Below are 23,738 nucleotides of genomic sequence, written 5' to 3'. Positions count from 1 at the left end.
CTTCAGGGCCGCCAGCGGGGGAAGAGGCGCCCGATACCGCGCCGTACGTTCGCCTCCCGCCAGCCCGCGTAGTAGGCGACGGCGCCCTTGGGCCCGCCGGCCAGCCATTTCTCCAGGCCTTCGAGGTCTCGCGAGCGCCAGCGGGCCACGGTGTCCGCCAGCAGCCGGTCGATCTCGGCCGTGATCCGCGGCTCCCGCTTGGCCAGCAGCATTCGCGCCTCGAACAGCGCCGCGGCCAGGGACTGGTCCGGAGCCCGATCCCGCAGCATGGTGGCGGCGCGGTCGGTGAACCGGTCACGGATCGGCTCCGGGGTCCGCGGCAGCAACTCGGCCAGCGCCTTCGGCTCCAGCCGGAGAAGCATCGTGTACACGTTGTTCGTCAGATAGCGGCGAGTGATCGGATCGGCGTCGTCGTGGAGGCGGAGCGCGGCCCGCACCACGCCCGCCAGTTCCGTGCCGTGCTCCCGGCTGCCGCGCCTGGCCAGGTGGCGGGCCCGGGTGTACGAGACGGCCAGCCGATCCGCGGCCATGGACAGCCGTCCGGAGAGGGTCTCGCCGGTGGCGAACCGGCAGACCGCGGTGTACGCCGCCCACTCCTCGGGCCCGGGCATCTCGGATCGGCGCAGTAGCTGGTCGACGCGTTCCACCATCGCGTCCGACTCCCACGCGTCCGACGGCGCCTCCGCGATGATGCCGGCCGCGTCGCCCAGCCCCCACCCGTCCGGCCACAGCGCGGTCAGCAGCACGTCGTCCGGTACCTCCGTCTCGCAGAGCCGCAGCAGCGTAGGTACGCGGGTCTCCGGTGCGTCCGCGGAGCGGGCGAGCAGCAGCACGCGGCGCAGCCTCGGATAGGTGCGCAACTCCTCGTCGGGCGCGGTGGAGACCAACCGGGCCGCGGCCGCCACGACCGCCGGCTCCCGGCCGGGAAGCGCGTCGGCGAGCGCACCGAACAGACCGCGGCGCAGGTCCGGCAGATCGCGGAGCAGGCGGGTGAGCCGGCCGTCGGGGTCGGTGCCGGGGTCCGACAGAACCATCGGGGCGAGCAGCTCGCGGGCATACCGCTCCAGGTCGCCGGCGGAGATGTCGATCCGGGCGTCGACGGCCACCGCGAGCAGCGGCAGGGCGGCGCGGCCGTCGGTGGCCCGGGCGAGCCCGGCGGTCAGCACGCGGGCCGCGTGCCGCTGCCCGGCGGGTGTCCTCGGGCGCGGTACCGGTCCGGCGCCGGCGGGCGCGGCGACCAGCACATCGAACGCTCGGGTCTCCGCCGCCGCGCGCAGGCCGTCGTCACCCGCGGCCGAGGCCGCCTCGGCCAGCGCGTGGCAGTGGGCGACCGTGATCGCGTCGTGGTCCAGGCAGTGGTCGGCGAGGTCGGCGACCAGGTCGGGGCGGAGCCGGGCGCCGCCGTTCTCGATCAGGCGGATGGCGGCCTGGAGATCCTCGTCGCTGACCGGCAGGCCGCCGCGGATCGTGCCGGCGACCGCGGGCGCGTACCAGTCGTCGAAGGTCCGCTCGGCGCCGGTGGTGAAGGGCTCGGCCAGGGACCACACGGTACGTGCCCCCTCCGCCCCGGCGGCGGCCAGCAGCTCCGCCAGCGGGTGCGTGGGCAACTCGCTGGCGTGCCCGCCGACGACGTCGAACAGGAAGTGGCCGCGCAGCGTGTTGTCGTCCACGGTGAACTCGGTCTCCGGCACGGTGCCCACCAGGTGCTGGCGGCTGCGGCCGGGTCGGTAGCTGTACGTGGCGAAGGACAGCTCCCGGCTCATCGAGGGCGGCAGCAGGTGGCAGACCGTGGCGATCCATCGGGCCACCTGCTCGCTGTCCGGCGCCACCAGCACGACGGACCGCTCGCCGGCGACGATCGCCCGCTCCACCGCCGTCAACAACCGGGGCAGCCAGCCCATCCGCCCGCTGGAGTGCAGAAACGCGTCCGCGGCGGCGCGCCCGAAGCTGCCCGTCGGCACCGGGTCCAGCTCGGGCAGGCCGGTGCCGGCGGCCTCGTCGCGGGCCCAGAACGCGGCGCGCCAGAACTCGATCGGCAGTGCGCCCCCGAGGTCTCGTTCCGTGGACCGGACGGCGAGCGCGTGGGTGAAGTAGTTGCCGTACCGCTGCGAGTAGTCCGTGCCGACGAATACCGTGCGGGCCAGGATCGCCGGTTCACCGCCGCCGCCGGGCAGATAGCAGAGGTTCACCGGGCAGTCGTCGATCTGGGCCTCGGTGGGCTGGTATCCGAGCGAGCGTGGCGGCTCGTACGAGGTGTCCTGTTCGACGCGGCGCAGCACCGCGTCGCCGATGCCGGGTGTGGCGGCGTTGAACTGGAAGCCGGGGTAGCCGGCCAGGCCGTTCTCGCAGGAGGTGTAGTACATCTGCGGCACGCCCATCTCAGTCCTTTCCTGTCTCGATGACGTTGAGCCGGCTCAGCAGCCACAGGAACGGGTCCTCCACGCGGTGCGGTTGGATGCCCGAGGTCGCCACCTTCTGCCGGGCCTCACCCGGAGCCCTGGCGGGCGGTACGGCACCGAGCGCGGAGAGGCCGAAGTACCGGTACCGGCGGTAGTGCTTGGCCAGGAGCTGGTCGATCTGGCCGCCCTCCCACTCGTGGAGCAGGGCCTGGACGTACGCGTGCGTGGCGGCGCTGTCGCGCTCGTCGAAGTACGGGGTGTCCGGCGACGGCTGGCGCAGCGGGCTGTCCGCGGGCAGCGCGTCCCAGAGCGCGTCCACCTTGGAGAACGCGATCGCGACCGGGATGCTGATCATGCGATGCGGCCCGACGCCCGGCACCTTCTGCAACACCTCGGTGACCCGGCTCAGGATGTTGATCGGGCTGTCCGCCTGGGTGCCCTGCGGGCGTACCGACGGGTGGAGGCCGAGGCTGTCCACCACGCCGGGGATGGTCAGCGGGTCGAGCAGCACGATGATGCCGTCCGCGCTGCTGAGGTATCGCACGTTCTGCGCGATGCCCTGCTCCGACTCGAGGTCCTCGCCGGCGGTGTCGAAGAACGAGAGCACCGTGTGCCGCAGCGTGTTGCGGAAGCGCCGGCGCTCGCCGAGCGAGAACTTGAACACGAACGGCTCCCGGCCGACGCCGGTGGCGCCGGTCACGGTGGTCGCCGGCAGCACGCCCTCGGCGTAGAGCGTCCGCTCCTCGGCACCGAAGTCGCGGCGGGTGCGCTCGTCCGCACCGATCACCGCGGCGTTGAACCGCCGGCCGACCCGGTGCCGCAACTCGTGCAGCAGCACGGTGGTGTAGACCGACTTGCCGCTGAACTTCGCGCCGATCATCGCCACCATCCGGTTATTGATCTTGCTGTAGTGCACCGGCAGCTGGGCGTGGCATCGGGGGCATATCTGGATCGTGGTGACGTTGCGGCACTCCTGGCAGGTCGCCGTGAGCTTGCGGCCGTTGCCGCCGACCGCGGGCGGCAGCGAGGCGCCGTCGCCGAGGCGTTCCCGGACCGGGTCGCGACGCGGCTGGCACTGGCGGCCGTCCGGCGCGGCGAGGCCGCCGCAGCGAAACGTGATCTCCTTCTCCGGATAGGTGGCGTAGCAGTAAGGACAGGTCACCTTCGCCATCGGTCAGTACCCTCCCGGGGTGCCGGTCAGGACCACGTCCGACCCGGGGCCGCCGCGGTCGTCGATGAAACAACCCAGCCGGTACGGCCCCCGCCCGCCGCCCGCGGCCACGTCCATGGCGAGCGGGCGGCCCGGCTCGAGGCGCTGGGACGGCACCCGGGCGACGGTCGTGCCCTGGTCCGCGCGCAGCGGCGCCACCCGGCCCTCGGTGCGCACCACGATCAGCTCCGGCAGTTCGCAGGTCTGTTCGCTGGTGAGCACGATGCGGGTGCGGCGCGGCAGCCGGCGCTGCTCGAACCGGTAGGTGACGCGCACTCCCACGCCGGCCACGCGGATGGTGACCGGCGTGCCCACGCTCTCCTCGTCCGGCCCGTGACCGACCGTGGCGACGGAGACGAACGCGGCGCCGACGCCCACGGCGATCTCGAATCCGCCGTCGTCGCGGTAGGCGCGAGCCCAGCAGTCCGACTCTCTGACCCGGTCCGGCGCGTCCGACGGCCACCAGCGCACCCGGGCCAGCCCGACGCCATCGGGCCACTCCCAGCTCAGCCGCGCCCGGGGACCGACCCGGCGGGCGCGCAGGTTCGTGACCGGCGCGGTGTTCGTGACCGCGATGGTGGGCCCGCAGATCGCACGCCCGGCGCCGGTGCTGAACGCGGTCACGAAGACGCGCCCGCTCGGCGCGCGTACCGTGAGCCCGTCCCGCCCGTCCGGCCCGAGCTCGACGTGCCCGGTCAACTCGTCGCCGTACGTGCTCAGCTCCGTCGCGGCGAGCTCGGCTCCGGGCTGCCAGCGCGGCCGGTGCGGCGCGGACCTCAGCACGACCTCGCCCCCGGGCGGGCGCGTCCAGGCCAGCCGCAGCCGATCGGCGCTCTGGCCGGGCAGCGGCACGACCGCCAGGTCACGCACCTCGGCCGGAGGCGGTTGCGGCGTGACGGTGACCGTGACGCCCGGCGAGGTCACCGGGGTGCCGCCGGCCCCGGCGTAGACCACGCGCACCAGGTACCGGCACTCCCGCCCGGAGGGCAGCCCCTTCTCGGCGAACCCGGTCCGGGCCACCTCGGGGACGCGCGCACCGCCGGGCAGGCGCGTCACGGCGACGCCGGTGGCGTCGGACCGCACCGTCCACGTCACCCGAACGTCGGTCTCCCCGGCGGTGGCGGTGAGCGCGGTGACGTCCGGCAGCAGCGTGACGGGCCCGGTGGAGGCACCGGCGGACCAGGCGCCGTCCGCGCGCCGGGCGAAGACCGTGTACCAGAGGTCGTCTCCGGCGGGCGGGGCCCGGTCGACGATCTCGTTGCTCTCCGTACCCCCGACCACGTCCCCGTCGGCCGCGGCACCCGCCGCCCGGCCGCGCGTGCGGACCACCTGATACGAGATGCCACCGGTACGAGCCGGGCTCGGGTCCCATCCGACGCTGACCCGATCCATGACGGCACCGGCCCGGACCGAGGGCGGCGGTGGTGGAGCGAGCGCCCTCAGCCGGCCGGCCAGGTCGGTGTCGTCGCTCGCCTCGCGCGTCGCGGCGACGAGCAGCTCGGCGGCGTGCTCGGTGCGACCGGCCGCGGCCTCGGTATGGGCGCGGGCCGCCAGATCGGAGACCCGGGCGGCCACCTCCCGTATCCGGTCCGGCAGGTCGCCGGCCGCCTCCGCGGGAAGCGAGGTGAGCAGCCGCTGAGCGGCGCGCAGCGCTCCGGAGCCGAGCAGCGCCTCGACCTCGGCGGCCGGGCCACGCCGGGAGCCGCTGTCCCGGCCCGCTGCCAGCACGGCCAGCGCGAGTTCGTCCGCCTCGTCGCGGTCCAGGCCGAGTTGGGCCGCCTCGCGGGCCACCCGCCGTACCGTCGCCCCGGGCAACTCGGCCGCGGGCCGGACCGCCTCCAGCAACTCCCACAGCACGAGCGCGCCGAGCGTCCCGTCCTGTTCCGCGTTCTGGAGGATGGTGAGCACGTTGTCCGTGGCGGTCTTGCGCTCGTCCTGCGCGCGGCGTTCCGCTCTGCTCTTCGCCTCGCGGATCTGCGCGCCGGTCAACGGCGCTCCGCCGACGCACAGGCCCCGGCGGAGCGTGAAGCCCTGCCGTACCCGCTCCTCACCGGCGACCGCGTCGATCGACAGCCTCAGCCCGAGCATCGTCGTGGCGGCCTGAAGGTCGCGGCTCTTCGGGTGTGGCCCGGCCGGGAGCGGCCACAACTCGTCGACGACGCGCACCCGGCGGCGGCGTAGGTGGTCCCGCAGGCCCGCCTCCGCGGTTGCGCCGCCGAGCCTCGCGGCGACCGCGGCGACGTGCTCGGCGAAGACCACCGGCCCGGCCGCGGCGAGGTCGTCGACCGCCTCCTCCAGCTTGCGGCCGATCTCGGCGGTCCAGCGGTCGCGTTCGGCCGCGAAGTGCTCCAGCGTGAGCTTGCCGGCCTGCCGCAGGGTTCGGTGCGCGACCAGCAGCGTCTCGGCCAGCCGGCGGTACGCGATCCGCTGTGTCAGCGACTGCCAGTACTTCGCGACCGCCTCGACGTGTGCGGTGAACTGCTCGGTACGAGGCGGGCGGTCGGCCGCCATCGCGTACCGGAGGAAGAGGTCCGCCGGCGGCGTGTTCCGGTCGGCGCGCGCCGGATCGAGCACCGTCCGGCGGTATTCGTCCTGGTCGAACATGGTTCGCCGTTTCTCACGCGGAGACGCTGTAGCGGGCTACGGAGGTCCGGGCCTCGGCCACCTGCTCGTCCGACAGCCCACCCTTGATCTGCACCTCGATGTGCAGGTCCTTGCCGGTCTGGAGTTCGACGGCGTGCACCTTGAGCAGCCCGTCGGTCTCCATGCCGAAGGTGATGTCGATCGGTGAACCCTTCGGCAACTGCGGCAGGCCGGTGATCAGGCCCTCGGCGATGTGCTCGTTGTCCTCGACCTCGTCGGACTCGACGGAGCCGGACTGCTCCCAGATCTCCACCAGGATCTCGACCTGGTTCTGGTAAGCGGTCATGAACCGGCTGGGCTCGGTCCGCGCCGGCAGCGGCGTGTTGGCGCGGAGCACGTGCACGATGCTGTGCGTCTCGGTGTCGCCGTCGATGTTGACCACCTTGACGCCGAAGGCGCGCGGCACCACCGTGGCGACCCGCTTGCCGGCCAGCGCGCGGACCTTCTCCACGGAGATGTTGAGCCGGTCGGCGACCGATTCGACCGCGGCGGCCGGTGCCTCCTCGCCCTCCTCCGGCAGCTGCACCTTGATCGATTCGATCAGTGCGTACTGCGCGGCGCCCTTGGCGACGGCGAGGTCGGGGTCGTGCATCCGCGGCTCCAGCCCGAGCTTGCGCAGCCCCGCCGCGACCGCCGGCATCCGGCTGGAGCCGCCGACCAGGAGCACGTCGTCGAACTCGGTGACGCCCTTCGCGCGGGCCGTCTCGATCGTCCGCCGGGTGATCTCGAACGTGCGCTCCAGCAGCTCGGAGGTGATCTCCTCCAACTTCTCCCGGGTCACCTCGATCTTGGCGGTCTCGCCGCCGAAGACGGGATTGCACCGACGCGACTGCATGCTGCTCAGCTGGCGCTTGATGTCCTCGGCCCGATTCGCGAGTTCCTGGAGGAACTCCTCGTCCTCGCCCGCGGCGGAGCCGGGGTGCTCGGCGAGGAACTGCTCCAGCAGGTATTCGCGGAGCCGGTCGTCCCAGTCCGCGCCGCCGAGGTGGTGGTCGCCGTCGGTGCAGACGACCACGATCTCCTCCGGCGAGACCCGGATGACGGTGGTGTCGAACGTGCCGCCGCCGAGGTCGTAGACGAAGAGCGTGCGAGTGCCGCCGGACGAGACCGCGTCGTAGTGGAGCGCGGCCGCGACCGGCTCGTCCACGATGCTCAGCACGTTCAGGCCGGCGATCGCGCCGGCCTTGCGGGTGGCGTCACGCTCGGCCACGCCGAAGTAGGCCGGCACCGTGATGACCACGTCCCGGACCTCCTCGCCGCAGCTCTCGCTCGCGGCGCGGGCCAACTCGCGGAGAATCAGTGCGGAGACGGACTCGGGCGTGTGCGCCGTACCGTGCGCGGTCACCTCGAACTGGCGGCCCATCTGACGCTTGATCAGCGACACCACCAGGTCAGGACGCAGCTTCGCGTTGTCCTTCGCGTCCTTGCCGACCACCACGTGGTCCGGTTGCTCGAAGAAGACGACGGACGGGGTGGTGTCGTCGCCGACCGCGTTCTTGATGATCTCCGGTCGTCCGGTGTCGTCGATGCGGGCGACGCAGGAGTAGGTGGTGCCGAGGTCGATGCCGAACGTGGTCATGTCCGCTACTCGCTTCCGACGTGGGACTGGTGATCAGCGCGCTGCTGGCCGGTGGGGCCGGCGTCGTACCGGTGGAAACGGGCGCGAGCGGGACGGCGTACCCGGCCGGTCTCGGTCTCCAGCACGCCGGCCGCGAGCGCTTCCGCGACCGTGTTGTCGCAGACCGGATCGGTGGTGGGCACCGTGCCGGCGGGTCCGTGGCGCCCGGCTTGGAACGGCTCGCCCGGAACGGCGCGGAACAGCTGGTATCCGCAGCGTTCGATCGTCATCTCGGTCTCGTCGGCGTAGCCCTCCAGCATCCGGGCGACGCCGGCGTCCGTGCCGGCGAGCCGCCCGGCCTCCCGGGTCATGGAGTCGTAGAGCCGCAACAGATCGGTGACGATCGGTTCGAGGATCACGCGCCGAAGGCCCTCGCGGAACCGCTGGTTCTCCTCGTGCAGCCGGTCGATGACGCCCTCCCGGTGCGCGGAGCGCCGGTGGAAGTCGGCCAGCTGTTCCTCCACCCGGCCGAGCCGGGTGGCGACCTCGCTCAACGGATCCGCATCGGTGTCCGGGGCGGGCTTGTCCTCAGGGTGACCGTCCACGTGTCCACGTCCTCACCACGCGCTGTGACTGACACTGTGGACGGTAGTGATGTCACAGGGGGAATACCGCGTCTGCGGGTGCCGGCTCTGTCGACGCACGGTCACTCGTCGTGGACGACCCGTCGACCGGCGCCGGATAGAGGCCGGTCGGTTCCTCCGTTCGGCCGGGCACTTCCGGTCGCCCGGCGACCCCCTTCGGGGGCGGGGGTGAGCGCGCGCGGCGCCTTTCGGCAGCTCAGCGCCGTGTCGAGTGCCTCGCGGGTACGCCGTGCGCCGCCACGACGTACCCGCGCGACGACTAGCTGCCGGCGGAGGGCCGGCGCTGGCGGGGGCGGTGGGCCTCGTAGACGAACGCGGGCGGGGGGTTGCGCCAGAACGTGCGGCTCTCCGTGACCTCCTCGAACGTCGAGGCGAGCGAGTCGCGGAACCGGCGGGCGCTCGGCATGCGGCGGCCGAGGCTCAGCGTGATCGTGGTGAACGCGCCGTGCGGCGCCAGCGACGCGGCGACGGCGGTGAGGATGTCGCGGGCCTGCTCCTCGGAGAAGAGCGTCCACGGCAGCGCGCTGACGATCACGTCGGCGGCGCCGAGACCGCGCTCGGCCAGCAGCGCCGGGAGCTGCGCCGCGTCGGCCTCGGCGACGTCCAGGCCGGGCCAGCGGGTGCGCAGCAGGCCGGCGAAGACCGGGTCGATCTCGATCGCCAGGTGGTGGCCGCGGCCGCCGAGCCGGTGCTGTATCCACTCGGTGACCGCGCCCGTGCCGGCCCCGAGCTCGACGACGAGCGGGTCACCGTGCTCGGGTATCGGCGCGGCCATCTGACGGCTGACGGCCGCGGACGTGGCGGCTGGCGTGCCGACCCGGGCCGGGTTGCGGAGGAACCGTTGCACGAAGGCGCCGGTGGGCGAGGGGGATGTCGCTCCGGGCGCACTCTTGGATTGCATCCCGCCACGCTGCCTCAGAGTTCGCACAATGGCCAGTCCGAGTTCTTCCGCCGCTGGTGCCGCACGTCACGTCGGCACCAGCGGCGCCCGGTCAGGCCGCGGTCCGCGGGCGGGGTCGGCGGGCCTCGTAGACGAACGCCGGCGGCAGGTTGGCCCAGATGGCGCGGCTCGGCTCGACCGACTCGAACGTGTCGTTGAGCGCGGCGAGCACGCGGCGCCACGGAGGCATCAACCGCGCGGTGGTGTACGTGATCGTGGTGAACACGCCGTCCGGGCTCATCGACGAGGCGAGCGCGCGGAGTATGCGGCGGGTCTGCTCGTCCGAGAACGTCGTCCACGGCAGCGCGCTGACCACGGCGTCGACCGTGCCGAGGCCCCGCTCGGCGAGCAGCGACGCGAGGTCGCCGGCGTCCGCGACCGCCACGTCCAGCGTGGGGTAGCGCCGCTGGAGCGCCTCCGCGAAGACCGGGTCGATCTCGATCGCCAGCAGGTGGCCGCGGCCGTCCAGCCGCCGCTGAATCCACTCCGTGATCGCGCCGTCACCCGGACCGAGCTCGACGACGAGCGGATCGCCGGTCGCCGGGATCGGCTCGGCCAGCCGGCGGCTCACCGCCGGTGACGTGGGGGCGATCGCACCCACCTGAGCGGGGTTCTTGATGAAGCGCTGCAGGAAGGCCGCGCCGGAATTCTGTTGCATCCCGTCACGCTGACTGAGATCACTGCTCACTCGCCACCCGCTCACTGTTAATTCATCGGACCGTTGTGGACGCGCCCCGCTCGATCTGACGGATGGGTGACAGCGGCGTGCCCGCCGCAGAGCCATGATCTTCCGGCGGTACGGGCTCTGAGCAGGGAGAACGCGATGGGTGTGCAGACGGCGCTGTTGGCGATCGTGGCGGGGGATCCGCGGGAGGCGCTGCGCGGCGCGGGCCGTGGAGCGGCGGACGCGGAGGAGTCGGTGCGCGGTCTGCTGCCCGGCCGGGACGTCTCCCGCATCGAGGACGGCGCGCTGGCCGACCGGCTCTACCCGCCGGACGACGTCACCTACGCGGCGGTGCTGCGCGGCGCGGTGCTGCTCAGCGACCGCAGATTCGCGCTGGACTGCCCGTCCCGGCTGCCCGCGCACGTGCTGCGGGCCGGTGCCGACCGGCGGATCATCGTGCACGGCATGGACGAGGCGGCCGGCTGGTCCGCCTTCGGCGTGTGGGAGCACGGCGCGCTGGTCCGCTCGTTCAGCGTCACGTCCCGGCGGATCCTGGAGAACATCGGCGACCCGTACGGCTTCGAGTACCCGGTCTGGCACGACCCGATCGCGCTCGGCACGGCCGCGCTGCGGACGTTCTTCGGCTTCGCGCCCGGCACGCCGCGCCGCCCCGGCGACGTCCACGCCGCCACCGTGCTGATGCACGGCTTCCGCGTCGAGGACCCGCTGGGCCGCGAGCAGGCGACCCGCCAGGCGATGCGGGCCCGCACCGGCCATTCCCCGTACCGGCGCCCGGTGACCGCCATGCGCATCGCGCACCGCCCGCAGGGTGCCGACCTCGCCCGCTGAGGCCCGTCAGCGGCGCGGAAACGATGGTGTCAGGTGGCGTGAAACCCGTACGGCGCGCACTCCCGCAGCGCGCGCGGGCGGCGTACCGGCGGTAGAGAATCGTCGCGGGCCCGGTGCGACTGGGCCGGGAAGCTGCTCACCCGGGTGATCCTGCCCGGTGGGGCGGACGGGGCGCCATCGAGATCGTTGGGAGTACGTGGTGACGAGGCGATGGTGGGCCGGGCCGCTGCTGCTGGCGGTGGTCCTGGCCGGCGGATGTTCGCGGATGGACGAGACGGTCACGGCTCCGGTCGTACCGTCGGCGGAGGTTCCCGCGGCGACGCCGCGGTGGGCGGAGCCGGAGAGCTACGCGTTCGTGCTGACCACCGGGTGCACGCGCGGGTTCGTCGACGCGCGGTACGCCGTGCGGGTCGAGGGCGGCCGGGTGGTGGCGGCGTCCGCGGTCAACGACGTGGCGAAGGCGCACCCGGACGTGCCGGTGCCGACGCTGGGCGAACTGGACGTGTGGATGCGGCAGGCGGACGGCGGCGAGCGGCGCGAGTGGGACCCGGCGGACGGGCATCCGGTCGCGTTCGGATTCCACCCGGACGCGATGGCGGTCGACGCGGGCCGCTGCTACGCGGTCTCGGATTACGCGCCCTAGGGGAGCGACGCCTGGACGCGGCCCTCGACGACGCGGCTGCGCAGCAGCGGCTGGTCGTTGGCGGACGGGCCGCGGACCACGGCGCCGTCGGCGAGCCGGAACGTGCTGCCGTGCCAGGGGCAGACCACGCAGGCTGCGCCGCCGATCTCGGTGATCTCGCCGTCGCCGAGCGGGCCGGTCTGGTGCGCGCAGCGCTCCATCATCACGGTGACCCGGTCGCCGACCCGCGTGACCAGCACCGGGACCTCGCCGATCCGGGCGACCTCGGGGCGGCCGTCGACCAGTTCGTCCCAGCCGTACACGTCGTGCCAGCCGTCGTCGATCTGGCGCAGGAACGGCTCGGCCTGGTTGGTGGCGGCCGCCTGCCGGAAGCTCAGGTGCCCGCCGACGTACGCGCCGAGCCCGGCCGCGGCCAGCCCGGTGTAGGCGAGCCGCCGGCCCAGACGGTGGTTGCCGGCCAGCCGGGCGGCGAACGAGCCCACGTAGAAGCCGAGCGCGACCGTGTTCGCGGCCGCGTGGACCAGGCCGACGCGGCGCTGCTCGCGGGACTGCTCGGACCAGTCGGTGGCGCCGGACGCCGCGGCCGGGAGCGCGGCGGCGGCACCCACGCCGACGAGGATCGTCGCGGCGCGTTCGGTGCCGGGCAGCGCGTCCAGCACGGCCGTGCTCATCCAGGCGCCGACCGGCAACTGCACGGCGACCGGGTGCAGCGGATGCCCGAGCCCGACACCGTGCAGCAGGTCCTTGAGCCGGCGGGGGAGCGTGGCCTGGACGCGGCGCTGCAGCGGGTCGCCCGCGCGGTCCAGCTCGCCGGTCTTCTCGACGCGTTCCAGCAGTCTCTGCAGCACCATGCCGCGAGGATGCCCGGTCAGGCGGCTCGCAAACACGCATAGGGTGGTAGGCATGCGTCTGGTGCTGATGGCGGACACACACGTGCCGAAGCGGGCCCGGGACCTGCCGGCCGCGCTGTGGGACGCGGTCGCGACGGCGGACGTGGTGGTGCACGCGGGCGACTGGGTCGACGTGCCGCTGCTGGACGCGCTGGAGTCGCGCGCGCGACGGCTGATCGCCTGCTACGGCAACAACGACGGCGCGGCGCTGCGGGCCCGGCTGCCGGAGGTGGCGAGGGCCGAGCTGGACGGGGTACGGCTCGCGGTGGTGCACGAGACCGGCGACGCGAAGGGGCGGGAGCGGCGCTGCGCGGAGGCGTACCCGGACGTCGACGTGCTGGTGTTCGGGCACTCGCACATTCCGTGGGACACGACCGCGCCGGGCGGCCCGCGGCTGCTCAACCCGGGCAGCCCGACCGACCGGCGCCGGCAGCCGTACTGCACCTACCTGACCGCGGTGATCGAGGCGGGCGCGCTGGCCGGGGTGACGCTGCACCGACTCCCTCGACGCGACCCGTCATGAGGTGCGGTAGGCGCCGCTCAACATCGTGATCAACTGCTCGGCCGCGTCCGCGGTGCGGAAGCTCGGGTCGGCCAGGCCCGCGGAGACGATCGCGTCGATGGCGCCGTTCACGATGACCGCGGTGGCGCGCGCGTCCGTCCCGGCCCGGTAGTCGCCGGCGGCCACCGCGGCGGTGATCAGGCCGGCCACGGTCTCCTGCCGTCCGGGCCCGTCCGGGGCGCCGCTCTCCGCCACCAGCGACTCGATGATCATCCGGGTGTGGTCCGGGTGCACGCGCATGTACTCCACCAGCGACCGGATGTAGGCCTCCAGCGCGGGCGCGCCGGTCCGCGGCCCGACGGCGGCGCCGACGAACTCGACCAGCGACTCCAGCACCGCGGCGTAGGCGGCCCGCAGTACCGCGTCCTTGGACGGGAAGTGGTACAGCACCGCGGCCTTGGAGATGCCGGCGGCCTCGGCGATCCGGGCCAGCGAGGTCCCGGCGTAGCCGTGCCGGGCCACCAGGTCGATCGCGACGCCGATGAGCTGGGCACGTCGTGCTCGCTCGGTGAGGGTGAGGGGCTTGGTGGCGTCCTTGGTCGGCACGCGTTCAGCGTACCGGTTGAATTTTCTACCGCCCGGTTAGTAATCTGACCGCATGGTTATCAGATGGGTGGCGCTGGCCGTCGTGGTGATCGTGGCGGCCGTCGCCTACGCGCTGCGCGACCCCGCGCCCGTCGGCTACTTCGCCTCGGCCGAGGCGGCCGACCGCTTCACGGCGGCGTATCGCGAGGCGATGGCGGAGATGCCGGCGCCGGACCGGACCATCGACGTCCGCACCGGGTACGGCGTGGTGCGCGTCTACCACTTCGCCGGCGCCGCCGGCCCGGACGCGGCGCCGCTGCTGCTCCTGCCCGGTCGCGCGTCCGCGTCCCCGGTCTGGGCGGACAACCTGCCCTCGCTGCTCCAACTCCGCGGCGTCTACACCGTCGACCTGCTCGGCGAGCCCGGCATGAGCGTCCAGCAGCGCCCGATCCGCACGCCGGCCGACCACGCGCAGTGGCTGCACGAGGTGCTGCTCGCGCTCCCCGAGCCGCGCGTCCACCTGGTCGGCCTGTCATTCGGCGGCTGGACCGCGATGAACCTCGCCGTGCACCGGGCGGACCGGATCGCCGGCGTGGTGCTGCTCGACCCGATGCTGGTCTTCAGCGACCTCTCGGCCGGCGTGGTGCTGCGCTCGATCCCGGTCGCGTTCCGCTGGGCGCCCCGGGCCTGGCGCGACGACTTCGCCAGCTGGACCGCGAACGGCGCGCCGGTCGAGGACGTCCCGGTCGCCCGCATGATCGAGGCGGGCCTCCAGGCGTACGTGAGCAAGCTGTCCGCGCCGGCCCGCCCGTCCGGCGAGCGGATGGCGGCCGTGACCGTACCGGTGCTGGTGCTGCTGGCCGGCGAGTCGCGCCTGCACGACGCCACCGCCGCCGCGGACACCGCGCGCCGGGTGCTGCCGCACGCCACCGTGCGGGTCTACCCGGACGCGTCACACGCGCTCAATGGTGAGTACCCGGACGAGATCGCGGCCGACGTGGCGGTGTTCCTGGAGTGACATGCTGAGGAGATGGGGCTACGAGTAGCCGTCGTCGGCGCCGGCATCGGCGGGCTGACGCTGGCGCACGCGCTGACGCACCAGGGCATCGACTGCGTCGTGTACGACCGGGACGCCGGCCCGGACGCCACCGACGGATACCGGCTGCACCTGACCGCGGACGCGTTCGCCGTGCTCACCCGCGTGCTGCCGGACGCGTCGGCCCGCGCGCTGCGGGCCTGCGGCGCGGGCGCCTCGTCGTTCCGCCGGTTCGCCGTGCTCGACCATCATGGCAGGTCACGGCTGCGCATCCCGATCGATCACGACGGGGAGATCCTGCTGATCGGCCGTCGCCCGCTGCGCGCCATCCTGGCCCGCGGTCTGGAGTCGAGGATTCGCTGGGGTACGCCGGTGACCGGCTTCACCGCCGCCGCGGACACCGTCGCGCTGTCCACCGGGGACGAGGCGGACGTGCTGGTCGCGGCGGACGGCACCGGCTCGCGGCTGGCCCGCCAGTGGGTCGGCCGGTCCACCGCGGTGCGGTCCGGCGTCGTCGGCATCGCCGGCCGGTCGCCGCTGCCGCAGCGTGTCCCGCCCGACCTGCGTCACGGTCTCGCCTTCATGATCGGCCCCGGTGGCGTGGGCGCGTTCCTGGCCATGCACGACCACGCGGGCGACGGCGATCCCGCGGCCGAGGAGCCGTACGTCGTCTGGTCCGTGGCCGCCACCATGGACGATCCCGGTGGCGCGCTGCCCGCGCTGGTGCACGACCTGACCGCGTCGTGGACCGACGACTTCCACGCGCTGGTCGACGGCTCCGATCCGGGCAGCATCGCCGCGTTCCCGTTCCACTTCCCGGCCGCGCTCCAGCCGTGGCCGCTCGGCCCGGTCACGCTGCTCGGCGACGCCATCCACCCGATGCCGCCGACCGCCGGGGCCGGCGCCAGCACCGCCATCCTGGACGCCGTCCACCTCGCGCACGACCTGGCCGCCGGCGACCTGGCCGCGTACCAGCGCCGGCTGCTCGGCTACGCCCCGCGCGCGGTCGACGAGGCCCGCCCCGCCCTGCGCTGGCAACGCCGCCTCGCCAACCCGCTGCTCTTCCACGCCGCCACCCGGGTCGCGCTCCCGCTCACGAACGCCGTGTTCCGCCTGCGCTTCGGCCGCGGCGGCTCATGACGGAGGCGCCCTGGTAGCTCAGCGGCCCGGCGCGGCGAGGACGTCGGCGCGCTCGCGCCGGCACTGGTCGGCGCGGGCGGTGTCGCCGAGCCGGTCGAAGATCTCCAGCGCGGCGGTGAACTCCGCGAGTGCCTGCCGGTGGCGTCCGCGCCGGTGGGCCAGGATGCCGAGCTGCCGGTGTGCGCCGGCGACACCGGTGCGGTGCTGGATGCCGTCGAGCAGCCGGAGCATCTGCCGGAACTCGTGCTCGGCATCGCCGTATCGCCCGGCGTCCCGGGCGGCCAGCCCGAACTCCTGGTGGCAGTAGCCGAGCACGTAGTCGTCGCCGAGGCGGCGCGCCGTGGCGGCGGCCTCCTCCGCGTCGCGGAGCGCCTCGTCGCGACGGTCCTGGATCCGCCGGGCGATGGAGAGCCCGAGCCGGATCCACGCGTGCGTCGACGTCTCCTCGGCGGGCAGCAGCGCCAGCGCGGGCAGCAGGACGGCCTCGGCTCGCTCCGGCCGCTGCCAGACGTTGTAGAGCGTGCCCAGCGTGGACCGCACCTCGGTCTGTTCCTCGACGGCGCCGTGCTCCTCGAAGAGTTCCAGCGCGCGGAGCAGCGCGTCCTCGGCGGGCTGGAAGTGCAACATGGCACGCCGCGTCTCGCCGAGGCCGCGGACGGCCTGCGCCAGCTCCCAACGGTCACCGAGGCGGGTGGCGATCTCGACGGCCTCGCTCGCGGCCGCGAGCGAGGGGTTCAGGTCGCCGATCATGCGGTGACTGTGGGCGACCCACCCGAGCGCGCGGAGCCGGCGCTCGTCCTCGGTGGCGACGGCGAGCGCGGCCTGCCAGAGCGACAGCCGGTAGACGTGGTCGCCGGCGCGGTTCAGCAGCGGATGGACCGCCTCGACCAGCGCCCAGGCGGCCTCCTGCCGTCCGGTGTGGACGGCCGCGTCCACCGCGGCCAGCGCGTTCTCCAGCTCCCGATCGCGCCACCCGCCGGGCGCCGCGGTCTCGGTGAGCCAGGCCAGCAGCCGGTCCAGCGTCGCGTCGTCGTCGCCGAGTTCTCGTGCGTACAGCCGCAGCAGGTCGTGCAGCCGGTAGCGGCCCGGCGCCGGACTCTCCGCGAGCATCGCGTCGGTCAGCCGGTCCAGCGACTCCGTGACCACCGTTTCCGCCAGGCCGGCCATCGCCGCCGCGGCGCCGGCGCCGAACTCCGGCCCCGGATGCGCGCCCGCGCGGCGGAACACCAGCCGGTCCGTGCTGCTCAGCTCCTCGTAGGCGCCGCGGAACGTGGTGCGCACGGCCGCGTCGCCGTGCGCCAGCTCGCCGAGCCGGCGGCGGTCGTCGTCCAGCCGGTCCGCGAGGTCGCCGGGGGTCCACGACGGCCGGTCGCGCAGCCGGGCCGCCGCGAGCTGCACCGCCAGCGGCAGTCCCGCGCAGGCGGCCACGATCCGGTCCGTACCCGCCGGGTCCGCGGCGATCCGCGCGGCACCGGCGGTGGCGGCGAGCAGCGCCCGGGCGGCGTCCGGGGTCAGCCCGTCGAGCCGCACCGGGTGCCCGCCGGTCAGCGGCCGGCGGCTGGTGACCAGCACGAGACTGCCGGGGCCGCCCGGCAGCAGCGGCCGGATCTGGTCCTCCTCCAGCGCGTCGTCGAGCACGATCAAGAGCCGGAGATCGGCCACGACGGTACGGAACCGGTTGGCGATCTCGTCGAGCGGCGCGGCGGTGTCCGGCTCGCCCAGCGCGCGCAGGAACGCGGGCAGCACCACGTCCGGCGTGACGACGGTCCCGGCGCCGCGCAGCTCCGCGTAGAGCTGCCCGTCCGGGTAGTGTCGGCGCAGGTCGTGCGCGGCGCGCAGGGCGAGCGTGGTCTTCCCGGCGCCGGGCGCACCGGCGATCATGATCACGGGGGTGCCGGCCCGCGCCGCCCGGATCTCCGCCAGCTCCCGGTCCCGGCCGTGGATCGGGCGCGCCGCGGGCAGCTGGGCGGGCACCCGCCGGTGGACGGCCGGCGTACCGGTGGAGAGGCGGTGCTGCCAGACGGACAGCACGATCAGCGTGACCGCGAGCAGCGCGACGATCGGCCAGGCGAGCCAGGCCACCGCGTCGAACGGCGCGGGCAACTCGCCACCGGTGGCGACGTTGATGGCGATCGCGAGCAGCGCCGTGAGCAGCCCGGACGTCACGAGTTGCAGCACCGTCACCCGATCGCGTCGCACGGCGGCCAGGATACTTCGCGCGGTCGATGGACATATCGGACCTGCGGAGGGACAGGCCTCCCGCTGCGGCTCGTGATCGGGCACAATAGGGTCTATTCCCATCGGTTAAACAGGAAATGAGGTCCGCGGGTGAGCATCGCGGTCGTCGCGGGAAATCCGAAGCCGAAGTCACGCACCCTCGCCGCCGGCGTGCTGCTCGCGCAGACGCTCACCGGCGCCGCCCCCGACCTGGTCATCGACGTGATCGACCTCGGGCCCGGGCTGCTCGGGTGGGGTGATCCGGCCGTCGCCGAGGCGGTCGCCGCGGTGCGCGAGAGCGACGTGCTGATCGTCGCGAGCCCCACGTTCAAGGCCACCTACACCGGCGTGCTCAAGCTGTTCCTCGACCAGATCCCGTCGGACGGACTGGCCGGCGTGCACGCGCTGCCGCTGATGCTCGGCGCCGGGCCCGGCCACGCGCTCGCGCCGGAGCTGCTGCTCAAGCCGGTCCTCGCGGAACTCGGCGCGATCACCCCGGCCCGCGGGCTCTACCTCCTCGACACGACGTACGCCGACGATCCGCAGTTGGCCGCGTACGCGGACCGGGTCCGGCCGCTGCTTCCGCTCGAACAGGGAGAGTGACATGGTCGAGCTTCGCCCCGTCGGCGACGATCCGGGCGCGCTGCGCCAGGCCTACGGTTGCTTCCCCAGCGGCGTCACCGCGGTCTGCGCGCTGGTCGACGGCGTGCCGGCCGGGCTCACCGCCAGCTCGTTCACGTCCGTGTCGATGAACCCGCCGCTGGTCTCCGTGTGCGTGCAGCACACCTCCACCACCTGGCCCAAGCTGCGCGACCTGGAGCGGGTCGGCGTCAGCGTGCTCGGTGAGGGCCACGACGGGCTCGCCCGGCAGATAGCGTCCCGGACCGGCGACCGGTTCGCGGGCGTCACCTGGGAGACCGGCCCGGCCGGCGCGGTCTTCCTGGTCGGCGCCACCGCGTGGCTGGACTGCACGATCGAGCGGCAGGTGCCCGCCGGCGACCACGACATCGTGCTGCTGCGCGTCCACACGCTCCGGGCCGACCCGGACGTGGCGCCGCTGGTCTTCCACGCCAGCCGGTTCCGCCGGCTGGCCACGCCCCGGATGCGCGACGCGGCCTGACCGCTGTGGCCGGTGGGACCGCTGGGACCGGTGTGCCCGCATGGTCCCGCCGGCCGGGTGATTGGTCCTGGACAGGCCTTCGCCGGTACGCGCACCATCGAGTCATGGGCTGATGCGTGACCGACCAGGGGGTGCGGGCCATGGTGACTGGTTTCGGCAAGCAGACGACGACGGGCTGGCACCCGCTGCTCAGCGGCACGCACGAGCTGGCGCGCGCGATCGCCGACCCCGTGCACGACGGCCTGGCCTGGCGGGAGCGCGTCGCGTCCCGGCTGCGCGGCCTGCGCGGCGCGTTCGACGAGCACATGCGCGCCACCGAGGGCCCGGCCGGCCACTACGCCGCGCTGGTCGACAGCGCGCCGCGGCTCGCCCTCGGCGTCTCCGGCCTGGTCCGCGAGCACACGGACGTGCTCGACCGGATCCGCGCGCTCCAGGAGCACGTGGACGAGGGCCGGCCCGGCACCGAGGAGATCCAGGCGTGGGCGCGGCTGCTCGTCCACCAGATCTTCGCCCACCGTCAGCGCGGCGCGGACCTGGTGCTGGAGGCGTACCACACCGACCTCGGCGGCTCCGACTGACGACTCAGGGCGTGAGGATCACCGGCTGGCCGGTCTGCGCGTCGAGCACCAGACGATCGCCGGCCGGGGCGGCCAGCGTGACCGTGACCGGCTGCAGGACCAACTGCTCGGTGCACATCTCCGCGCTTCGTGTGGCGGTGCCGCCGAGCACGATCACCTCGTCCGTCTCGTACGCCAGCGGCGTGATCTGCTCGTCGCACGCCCCGACGCCGAGCCGGTAGTCGATCGTGGTTCCCGCCACCCGCACCAGGCTCTGCGCGCCCTTGAGGTTCGCGGCGTTCCCGGCCTCCGGCGGCGCCAGCGACGGCGACGGCACCGGTGCGGTGTCGCCCGCCGCGACCGCGACGCGCGCGACCGGTCCCGGCACGCCGCCGACCGTGAACAGCCAGGCCGGCACGGTGGCGTCGCCGCGGCTGGTGCGCAGCGGCACGGTGCCGAGCGTGGCGCCGGTGACCGGCAGTTTCGCGCACCCGCTGTCCGCCGCGCTGACCGGCGAATCCGGGCCCGGCGCGGCCGGTTCCCGCCCGCCGTCGCTCGACCCGCCGTCCGGTCCCGTGGCACCGCCCGTCGAACCCGTGGCACCGCCCGTCGAACCCGGTGCGACGCCGGAGACCCCGCCACCGGAGGCCGGGCCGGGGGACCGCTTCCCGCCGGCCGGCTCGCACGGCGGCGGATCGCCCTGATCGATCAGCCGGTACGCCTCGGCCGCGCTGATCAGTGGCGTCCGCTCCACGGCGGAGGCGTAGGTGACCTGGCCGGACGGCGTGTCGGACGGCAGTGTGCCGGTCAGCGTGAACCACCCCGCGTCGAACGCCTGCCGCTGCTCGACGCTCAGCCCCGCCGGGGCGATCAACAGACCCTGCAACGGTACGAACCCGGTCGTCCACGCGGGCGTGGCCGCCTCGACCGCGGGCCAGGCCGCCGCGACGGCTTCCGCGCGGGAGGTGAACGCCGGCGGCGCCCCGGCGGACGGCGCTCCGGCGGACGGCGACTCACCCGGCGCGGCACAGGCGGCAACCGGAAGGACCAGGAGCATTCCCAGGTACGGCAAACGACGCATGAGGGGTATGACGAGCCGCCCGCCGCCCCGGTTCCGCCCGATGGGGTGACCGCCCGCTCCTGCGACGCGGGACCGGCAGGGAGGAGCGCCAGCGACGACCGGTGCCCGCGGGAGCATGCGGACCCCGGCCACGCCGGAAGCGGGAAAAGCTGGTCCTTCAGGGGTTTTCAGGGCAGTTCAAACGGCAGCGTGATGCCGGAGAGCGCGGTGGCGCAGGGGCAGTCGCGGTGCTCCGGAAGCTGTGGGAGCACGGTGAGCAGGAGCGTGCGGAGGCGGTCGGTGTTCTCCCGGAAGACGCGGAAGACCTCCTCCATGGTGACGCCCTCGCCGGACTCGACGCCCGCGTCCAGATCCGTGACCAGCGCGATCGAGGTGTAACAGAGCTCCAGCTCGCGGGCCAGGACGGCCTCGGGGTGGCCGGTCATGTTGACCACCGTGCCGCCGATCGCGGTGAACCAGCGGGACTCCGCGCGGGTCGAGAAGCGCGGACCCTCGACGACCACCATGGTGCCGTCGCCGACCGGGCTGAGCTGCTGTCCCTCGGCCTCGGCCAGCACCAGCGCGCGGCCGGCCGGGCAGTACGGATCGGCGAACGAGACGTGCACCGCGCCCTGGTCGTAGAACGTCTGCGCCCGGCCACTGGTGCGGTCGATCAGCTGATCCGGCACCACGAACGTGCCCGGGCCCAGCTCCGGGCGCAGACCGCCGACCGCGCACGGGGCCAGGATCTGCCGCACGCCGATCGAGCGCAGCGCCCAGAGATTCGCCCGATACGGGATCTTGTGTGGCGGATAGCGGTGATCCTTGCCGTGTCTGGGCAGGAAGGCCACGCTCCGGTCGCCGATCCGTGCGATCGTGATCGGGTCGGAGGGCAGCCCGTACGGCGTGTTCACCACGTGCTCGCGCGCGTCGTCCAGCAGGGCGTAGAGACCTGACCCGCCGATCACCGCCACATCGGCGTGCGGCGCGTCCGGCTCTGTCGGGTAATCGTTGCGCTCACTCACGTACAGACCTTATCGGCGGGCTGTGGTGCAAGCTATCGTGCGAGGCATGGCGTTGACTGCGCGCAGGACCGTGTTCGGGCCTTTTGCCGTGCCCGGCGCGGGGGAACGGAGGTCGCGTGCATCCTGAAGGTCAGCGCATCGGAGGTCGGTCCATGGAGTCGTTGACCGGCCGGCTCCTGGTCGCGACCCCATCATTGAAGGACCCGAACTTCGACCGTACGGTCGTGCTGCTCGTCGCCCACGAAACCGGCGGCGCCCTGGGCGTCGTGCTGAACCGCGCCACCGAGGTCCCGGTCGCCGAGGTCCTGGGCAAGTGGGGCAGCCTCGCCGGCGACCCCGCCGTGCTCTTCGAGGGCGGCCCGGTCGCGCCCGAGTCCGCGATCTGCCTGGCCCGCACCCGCCCCTCCGTCAAGCGCCCCACCGGCTTCCACCCGGTCTCCGGCGGCGTCGGCACCGTCGACCTCTCCGCCGACCCCGAGTCCCTCGGCGACAACCTCGCGGGCCTGCGCGTCTTCGCCGGCTACTCCGGCTGGTCACCCGGTCAGCTCGAGGAGGAGGTCTCCTCCGGCTCCTGGTTCGTCTTCGACGCCCTCCCCGGCGACGCCTTCGTCTCCCGCCCCGACGACCTGTGGGCCATGGTGCTGAAGCGACAGGGCGGCATCATGGCCGCCGTCGCCCACTTCCCCCCGGACGCCGCCCTCAACTGACCCCCTCCACCGTGGTGGCCGTCGGGGTGTGTAATATTGCTGCCGTGCCCGGGTGAGCCCGGGATGCGGTGAAGCAAGGGGCCGTGGCGCAGCTGGTAGCGCACCACACTGGCAGTGTGGGGGTCAGGGGTTCGAGTCCCCTCGGCTCCACCCTTGTAAAAGGCCCGGGCGAATAGTCCGGGCCTTTTTGCGTGCGCCGGATGGCGCCTTTGCCATTCGCGGGCTTCGGTCACCATGAGGTTGAGATTCGCCGCGAGCGCCCGAGCACGCCGTATGATTTTCCCGGCAAGTGGCGCCCGGACGCGGTGTAGGTAAAGGTCAGCCGGGATGCCGGCCGATGTGCGGGCGGCGCGATCGAAGTTGCGGCATCGTGGGATGCCGCCCTGCGGGCCGACGAAGAGGCGGCCGGTCGGCCCGGCTTCGGCGAAGCGGCTGGCGTGTTCCGCGATATCGACGCGGAGAGCTTAGGGCGGCCGGCCGTTTACCGGCATTCGATCTCGAGTGGTCGTCGAGGTGGCCCGAAGCCGGGCCGCTGGCGCCGTCGACAGGGCGCGATGGCCAGCACTCCGTTCGCTGCATGCTGTCCATCGACCGGCGCCCGTCGACCGCCGCGGAACAGGCGACCAACCTGTCAATAGTCGCTTCAGTATCGGCCAGCAGACCGGTCACGAACCCGGCCGCCGCGCGACGTGTTTCCACCCGAGCGAAACGACCCGCGAACGCGCCCAGCACCTGATCCAGAACCTGCTGCCAGCCGGCAACATCTCCGCTGTGACCAGCGGCAATCGCAAGACTCGAATGTTTGTCCACAACATGCGGACGATCACGCGGTGGTCGCCTTGCGTCCAACGGGCCAGTCCAAGAACCCGAACGAAGGCTGCCGTTAAACGTTGCCGACGCTGGCCAGGGTTTCGGCCAATACCAGAGGGTTGAGGTAGTCACGGTATGCGACGACCAGGCCGTTCCTGATCAGCAAAACGGCAATGATCGTCTGGTGCAAAGGAGCGCCCGTGGGGATCACGGTGCCGTGAGCCTCGTACTCGACGATCACCACCTCCGGGTCGGTGGTCTCGTGAATCACCGTGTTGCGGTACTCGTCGAACGTGACGAGGCCGTTGGCTTGCGCGGTCAGGAACTCGCGGATCTGGTCGCGGCCTTCGACACGGGCCGGGATGCCCGCTGGCCGGTACGGCCACTCGATATAGCCGTCCGCCGCGAACAGGTTGACGAACGTCTCGGTGTCCTGCTCGCGGCTCGCGTGCAAGATCTGCTCGACGACTTCGCGTGATGTGGCGGCCACGGCCGTCCCCTTCGCTCAACGCTTGTTGATTGAACGAGCGTAGAACGTA

Annotated in this window: 22 protein-coding genes and 1 tRNA gene; 10 read left to right on the top strand and 13 right to left on the bottom strand. The window is 73.5% G+C overall.

The window, feature by feature from the left end; all coding sequences use genetic code 11:
• Positions 1-2: 2 nt before the first annotated feature.
• The 7 genes from J2S41_RS29380 to J2S41_RS29350 form a co-directional block, all read right to left on the bottom strand.
• Positions 3-2,378: a GTPase-associated protein 1-related protein gene (locus J2S41_RS29380; RefSeq protein WP_310372463.1), complete on the bottom strand. Its 2,376-nt coding sequence runs from the start codon at positions 2,376-2,378 to the stop codon at positions 3-5.
• Between the two features lies 1 nt (position 2,379).
• The gene (locus J2S41_RS29375; protein WP_310372461.1) at positions 2,380-3,570 is read right to left on the bottom strand and encodes a hypothetical protein; all 1,191 of its coding nucleotides are present in this window, start codon (positions 3,568-3,570) and stop codon (positions 2,380-2,382) included.
• A 3-nt stretch (positions 3,571-3,573) separates the two neighbouring features.
• Complete coding sequence (locus J2S41_RS29370; protein WP_310372459.1) at positions 3,574-6,213, bottom strand: fibronectin type III domain-containing protein; 2,640 nt, start codon at positions 6,211-6,213, stop codon at positions 3,574-3,576.
• Between the two features lie 13 nt (positions 6,214-6,226).
• Complete coding sequence (locus J2S41_RS29365; RefSeq protein WP_310372457.1) at positions 6,227-7,831, bottom strand: Hsp70 family protein; 1,605 nt, start codon at positions 7,829-7,831, stop codon at positions 6,227-6,229.
• Positions 7,832-7,836: 5 nt separating this feature from the next.
• On the bottom strand, positions 7,837-8,415 hold the full coding sequence (locus tag J2S41_RS29360; RefSeq protein WP_310372455.1) for a nucleotide exchange factor GrpE: 579 nt from the start codon (positions 8,413-8,415) through the stop codon (positions 7,837-7,839).
• Positions 8,416-8,713: 298 nt separating this feature from the next.
• Entirely contained in the window at positions 8,714-9,301 is a 588-nt protein-coding gene (locus tag J2S41_RS29355; RefSeq protein WP_310372454.1) for a class I SAM-dependent methyltransferase, read from the bottom strand.
• Between the two features lie 145 nt (positions 9,302-9,446).
• Positions 9,447-10,052 carry a class I SAM-dependent methyltransferase gene (locus tag J2S41_RS29350; protein WP_310372450.1) on the bottom strand — a complete coding sequence of 202 codons (606 nt, stop codon included), beginning with the start codon at positions 10,050-10,052 and terminating at the stop codon, positions 9,447-9,449.
• Between the two features lie 165 nt (positions 10,053-10,217).
• On the opposite strand from J2S41_RS29350, the gene J2S41_RS29345 reads away from it, so the two are divergent.
• Positions 10,218-10,907, top strand: coding sequence for a DUF6928 family protein (locus tag J2S41_RS29345; protein ID WP_310372448.1), 690 nt, complete (start codon positions 10,218-10,220; stop codon positions 10,905-10,907).
• 199 nt (positions 10,908-11,106) lie between these two features.
• Positions 11,107-11,550, top strand: coding sequence for a hypothetical protein (locus tag J2S41_RS29340; protein WP_310372446.1), 444 nt, complete (start codon positions 11,107-11,109; stop codon positions 11,548-11,550).
• On the opposite strand, the gene J2S41_RS29335 is transcribed toward J2S41_RS29340, so the two are convergent.
• A complete protein-coding gene (locus J2S41_RS29335; RefSeq protein WP_310372444.1) occupies positions 11,547-12,401 on the bottom strand; it encodes a Rieske (2Fe-2S) protein in 855 nt (284 codons plus the stop codon). The genes J2S41_RS29340 and J2S41_RS29335 overlap by 4 nt on opposite strands.
• 52 nt (positions 12,402-12,453) lie before the next feature.
• On the opposite strand from J2S41_RS29335, the gene J2S41_RS29330 reads away from it, so the two are divergent.
• Positions 12,454-12,963, top strand: a complete 510-nt coding sequence (locus J2S41_RS29330; protein ID WP_310372443.1) for a metallophosphoesterase family protein — start codon at positions 12,454-12,456, stop codon at positions 12,961-12,963.
• Here the strand turns inward: J2S41_RS29330 and J2S41_RS29325 are convergent.
• Positions 12,958-13,548 carry a TetR/AcrR family transcriptional regulator gene (locus tag J2S41_RS29325; protein WP_310372441.1) on the bottom strand — a complete coding sequence of 197 codons (591 nt, stop codon included), beginning with the start codon at positions 13,546-13,548 and terminating at the stop codon, positions 12,958-12,960. The two genes, J2S41_RS29330 and J2S41_RS29325, sit on opposite strands and share 6 nt — an antisense overlap.
• A gap of 52 nt (positions 13,549-13,600) precedes the next feature.
• On the opposite strand from J2S41_RS29325, the gene J2S41_RS29320 reads away from it, so the two are divergent.
• Positions 13,601-14,545 (top strand): alpha/beta fold hydrolase, encoded by a 945-nt coding sequence (locus J2S41_RS29320; RefSeq protein ID WP_310372439.1) that lies wholly within the window; start codon positions 13,601-13,603, stop codon positions 14,543-14,545.
• Between the two features lie 12 nt (positions 14,546-14,557).
• Positions 14,558-15,703, top strand: coding sequence for an FAD-dependent oxidoreductase (locus tag J2S41_RS29315; protein ID WP_310372437.1), 1,146 nt, complete (start codon positions 14,558-14,560; stop codon positions 15,701-15,703).
• Positions 15,704-15,721: 18 nt separating this feature from the next.
• Here J2S41_RS29315 and J2S41_RS29310 read toward each other — a convergent pair whose 3' ends face one another.
• Positions 15,722-17,902: an ATP-binding protein gene (locus tag J2S41_RS29310; protein ID WP_310372435.1), complete on the bottom strand. Its 2,181-nt coding sequence runs from the start codon at positions 17,900-17,902 to the stop codon at positions 15,722-15,724.
• Between the two features lie 129 nt (positions 17,903-18,031).
• Here J2S41_RS29310 and J2S41_RS29305 point away from each other — a divergent pair, with 129 nt between their 5' ends.
• From J2S41_RS29305 to J2S41_RS29295, 3 genes are all read left to right on the top strand, one after another.
• On the top strand, positions 18,032-18,523 hold the full coding sequence (locus tag J2S41_RS29305; RefSeq protein WP_310372433.1) for an NADPH-dependent FMN reductase: 492 nt from the start codon (positions 18,032-18,034) through the stop codon (positions 18,521-18,523).
• Position 18,524: 1 nt separating this feature from the next.
• Positions 18,525-19,040 carry a flavin reductase family protein gene (locus J2S41_RS29300; protein WP_310372430.1) on the top strand — a complete coding sequence of 172 codons (516 nt, stop codon included), beginning with the start codon at positions 18,525-18,527 and terminating at the stop codon, positions 19,038-19,040.
• 140 nt (positions 19,041-19,180) lie between these two features.
• Entirely contained in the window at positions 19,181-19,618 is a 438-nt protein-coding gene (locus tag J2S41_RS29295) for a hypothetical protein (protein ID WP_310372428.1), read from the top strand.
• Between the two features lie 4 nt (positions 19,619-19,622).
• Here the strand turns inward: J2S41_RS29295 and J2S41_RS29290 are convergent, their stop codons facing one another.
• Positions 19,623-20,678: a hypothetical protein gene (locus J2S41_RS29290; RefSeq protein WP_310372426.1), complete on the bottom strand. Its 1,056-nt coding sequence runs from the start codon at positions 20,676-20,678 to the stop codon at positions 19,623-19,625.
• A gap of 167 nt (positions 20,679-20,845) precedes the next feature.
• The gene (locus J2S41_RS29285; protein ID WP_310372424.1) at positions 20,846-21,682 is read right to left on the bottom strand and encodes an S-methyl-5'-thioadenosine phosphorylase; all 837 of its coding nucleotides are present in this window, start codon (positions 21,680-21,682) and stop codon (positions 20,846-20,848) included.
• Between the two features lie 152 nt (positions 21,683-21,834).
• Between J2S41_RS29285 and J2S41_RS29280 the strand changes: the two genes are divergently transcribed.
• The gene (locus tag J2S41_RS29280) at positions 21,835-22,389 is read left to right on the top strand and encodes a YqgE/AlgH family protein (protein WP_310372423.1); all 555 of its coding nucleotides are present in this window, start codon (positions 21,835-21,837) and stop codon (positions 22,387-22,389) included.
• A 77-nt stretch (positions 22,390-22,466) separates the two neighbouring features.
• Positions 22,467-22,539, top strand: a tRNA-Ala gene (locus J2S41_RS29275).
• Positions 22,540-23,272: 733 nt separating this feature from the next.
• Here the strand turns inward: J2S41_RS29275 and J2S41_RS29270 are convergent.
• Positions 23,273-23,689 (bottom strand): nuclear transport factor 2 family protein, encoded by a 417-nt coding sequence (locus J2S41_RS29270; protein ID WP_310372421.1) that lies wholly within the window; start codon positions 23,687-23,689, stop codon positions 23,273-23,275.
• Positions 23,690-23,738: the final 49 nt, after the last annotated feature.

Source organism: Catenuloplanes atrovinosus (assembly GCF_031458235.1).
Classification (GTDB): Bacteria; Actinomycetota; Actinomycetes; order Mycobacteriales; family Micromonosporaceae; genus Catenuloplanes; species Catenuloplanes atrovinosus.
Note: the sequence above shows the minus strand (reverse complement) of the source record. Positions and strands in the feature narration are given on the sequence as shown.

What these genes read in the sequence shown, in the direction of transcription:
- J2S41_RS29380 (WP_310372463.1), bottom strand. Translation starts at nt 2,378, where the DNA reads ATGGGCGTGCCGCAGATGTACTACACCTCCTGCGAGAACGGCCTGGCC.
- J2S41_RS29375 (WP_310372461.1), bottom strand. Translation starts at nt 3,570, where the DNA reads ATGGCGAAGGTGACCTGTCCTTACTGCTACGCCACCTATCCGGAGAAG.
- J2S41_RS29370 (WP_310372459.1), bottom strand. Translation starts at nt 6,213, where the DNA reads ATGTTCGACCAGGACGAATACCGCCGGACGGTGCTCGATCCGGCGCGC.
- J2S41_RS29365 (WP_310372457.1), bottom strand. Translation starts at nt 7,831, where the DNA reads ATGACCACGTTCGGCATCGACCTCGGCACCACCTACTCCTGCGTCGCC.
- J2S41_RS29350 (WP_310372450.1), bottom strand. Translation starts at nt 10,052, where the DNA reads ATGCAACAGAATTCCGGCGCGGCCTTCCTGCAGCGCTTCATCAAGAAC.
- J2S41_RS29345 (WP_310372448.1), top strand. Translation starts at nt 10,218, where the DNA reads ATGGGTGTGCAGACGGCGCTGTTGGCGATCGTGGCGGGGGATCCGCGG.
- J2S41_RS29335 (WP_310372444.1), bottom strand. Translation starts at nt 12,401, where the DNA reads ATGGTGCTGCAGAGACTGCTGGAACGCGTCGAGAAGACCGGCGAGCTG.
- J2S41_RS29330 (WP_310372443.1), top strand. Translation starts at nt 12,454, where the DNA reads ATGCGTCTGGTGCTGATGGCGGACACACACGTGCCGAAGCGGGCCCGG.
- J2S41_RS29320 (WP_310372439.1), top strand. Translation starts at nt 13,601, where the DNA reads ATGGTTATCAGATGGGTGGCGCTGGCCGTCGTGGTGATCGTGGCGGCC.
- J2S41_RS29315 (WP_310372437.1), top strand. Translation starts at nt 14,558, where the DNA reads ATGGGGCTACGAGTAGCCGTCGTCGGCGCCGGCATCGGCGGGCTGACG.
- J2S41_RS29300 (WP_310372430.1), top strand. Translation starts at nt 18,525, where the DNA reads ATGGTCGAGCTTCGCCCCGTCGGCGACGATCCGGGCGCGCTGCGCCAG.
- J2S41_RS29295 (WP_310372428.1), top strand. Translation starts at nt 19,181, where the DNA reads ATGGTGACTGGTTTCGGCAAGCAGACGACGACGGGCTGGCACCCGCTG.
- J2S41_RS29290 (WP_310372426.1), bottom strand. Translation starts at nt 20,678, where the DNA reads ATGCGTCGTTTGCCGTACCTGGGAATGCTCCTGGTCCTTCCGGTTGCC.
- J2S41_RS29280 (WP_310372423.1), top strand. Translation starts at nt 21,835, where the DNA reads ATGGAGTCGTTGACCGGCCGGCTCCTGGTCGCGACCCCATCATTGAAG.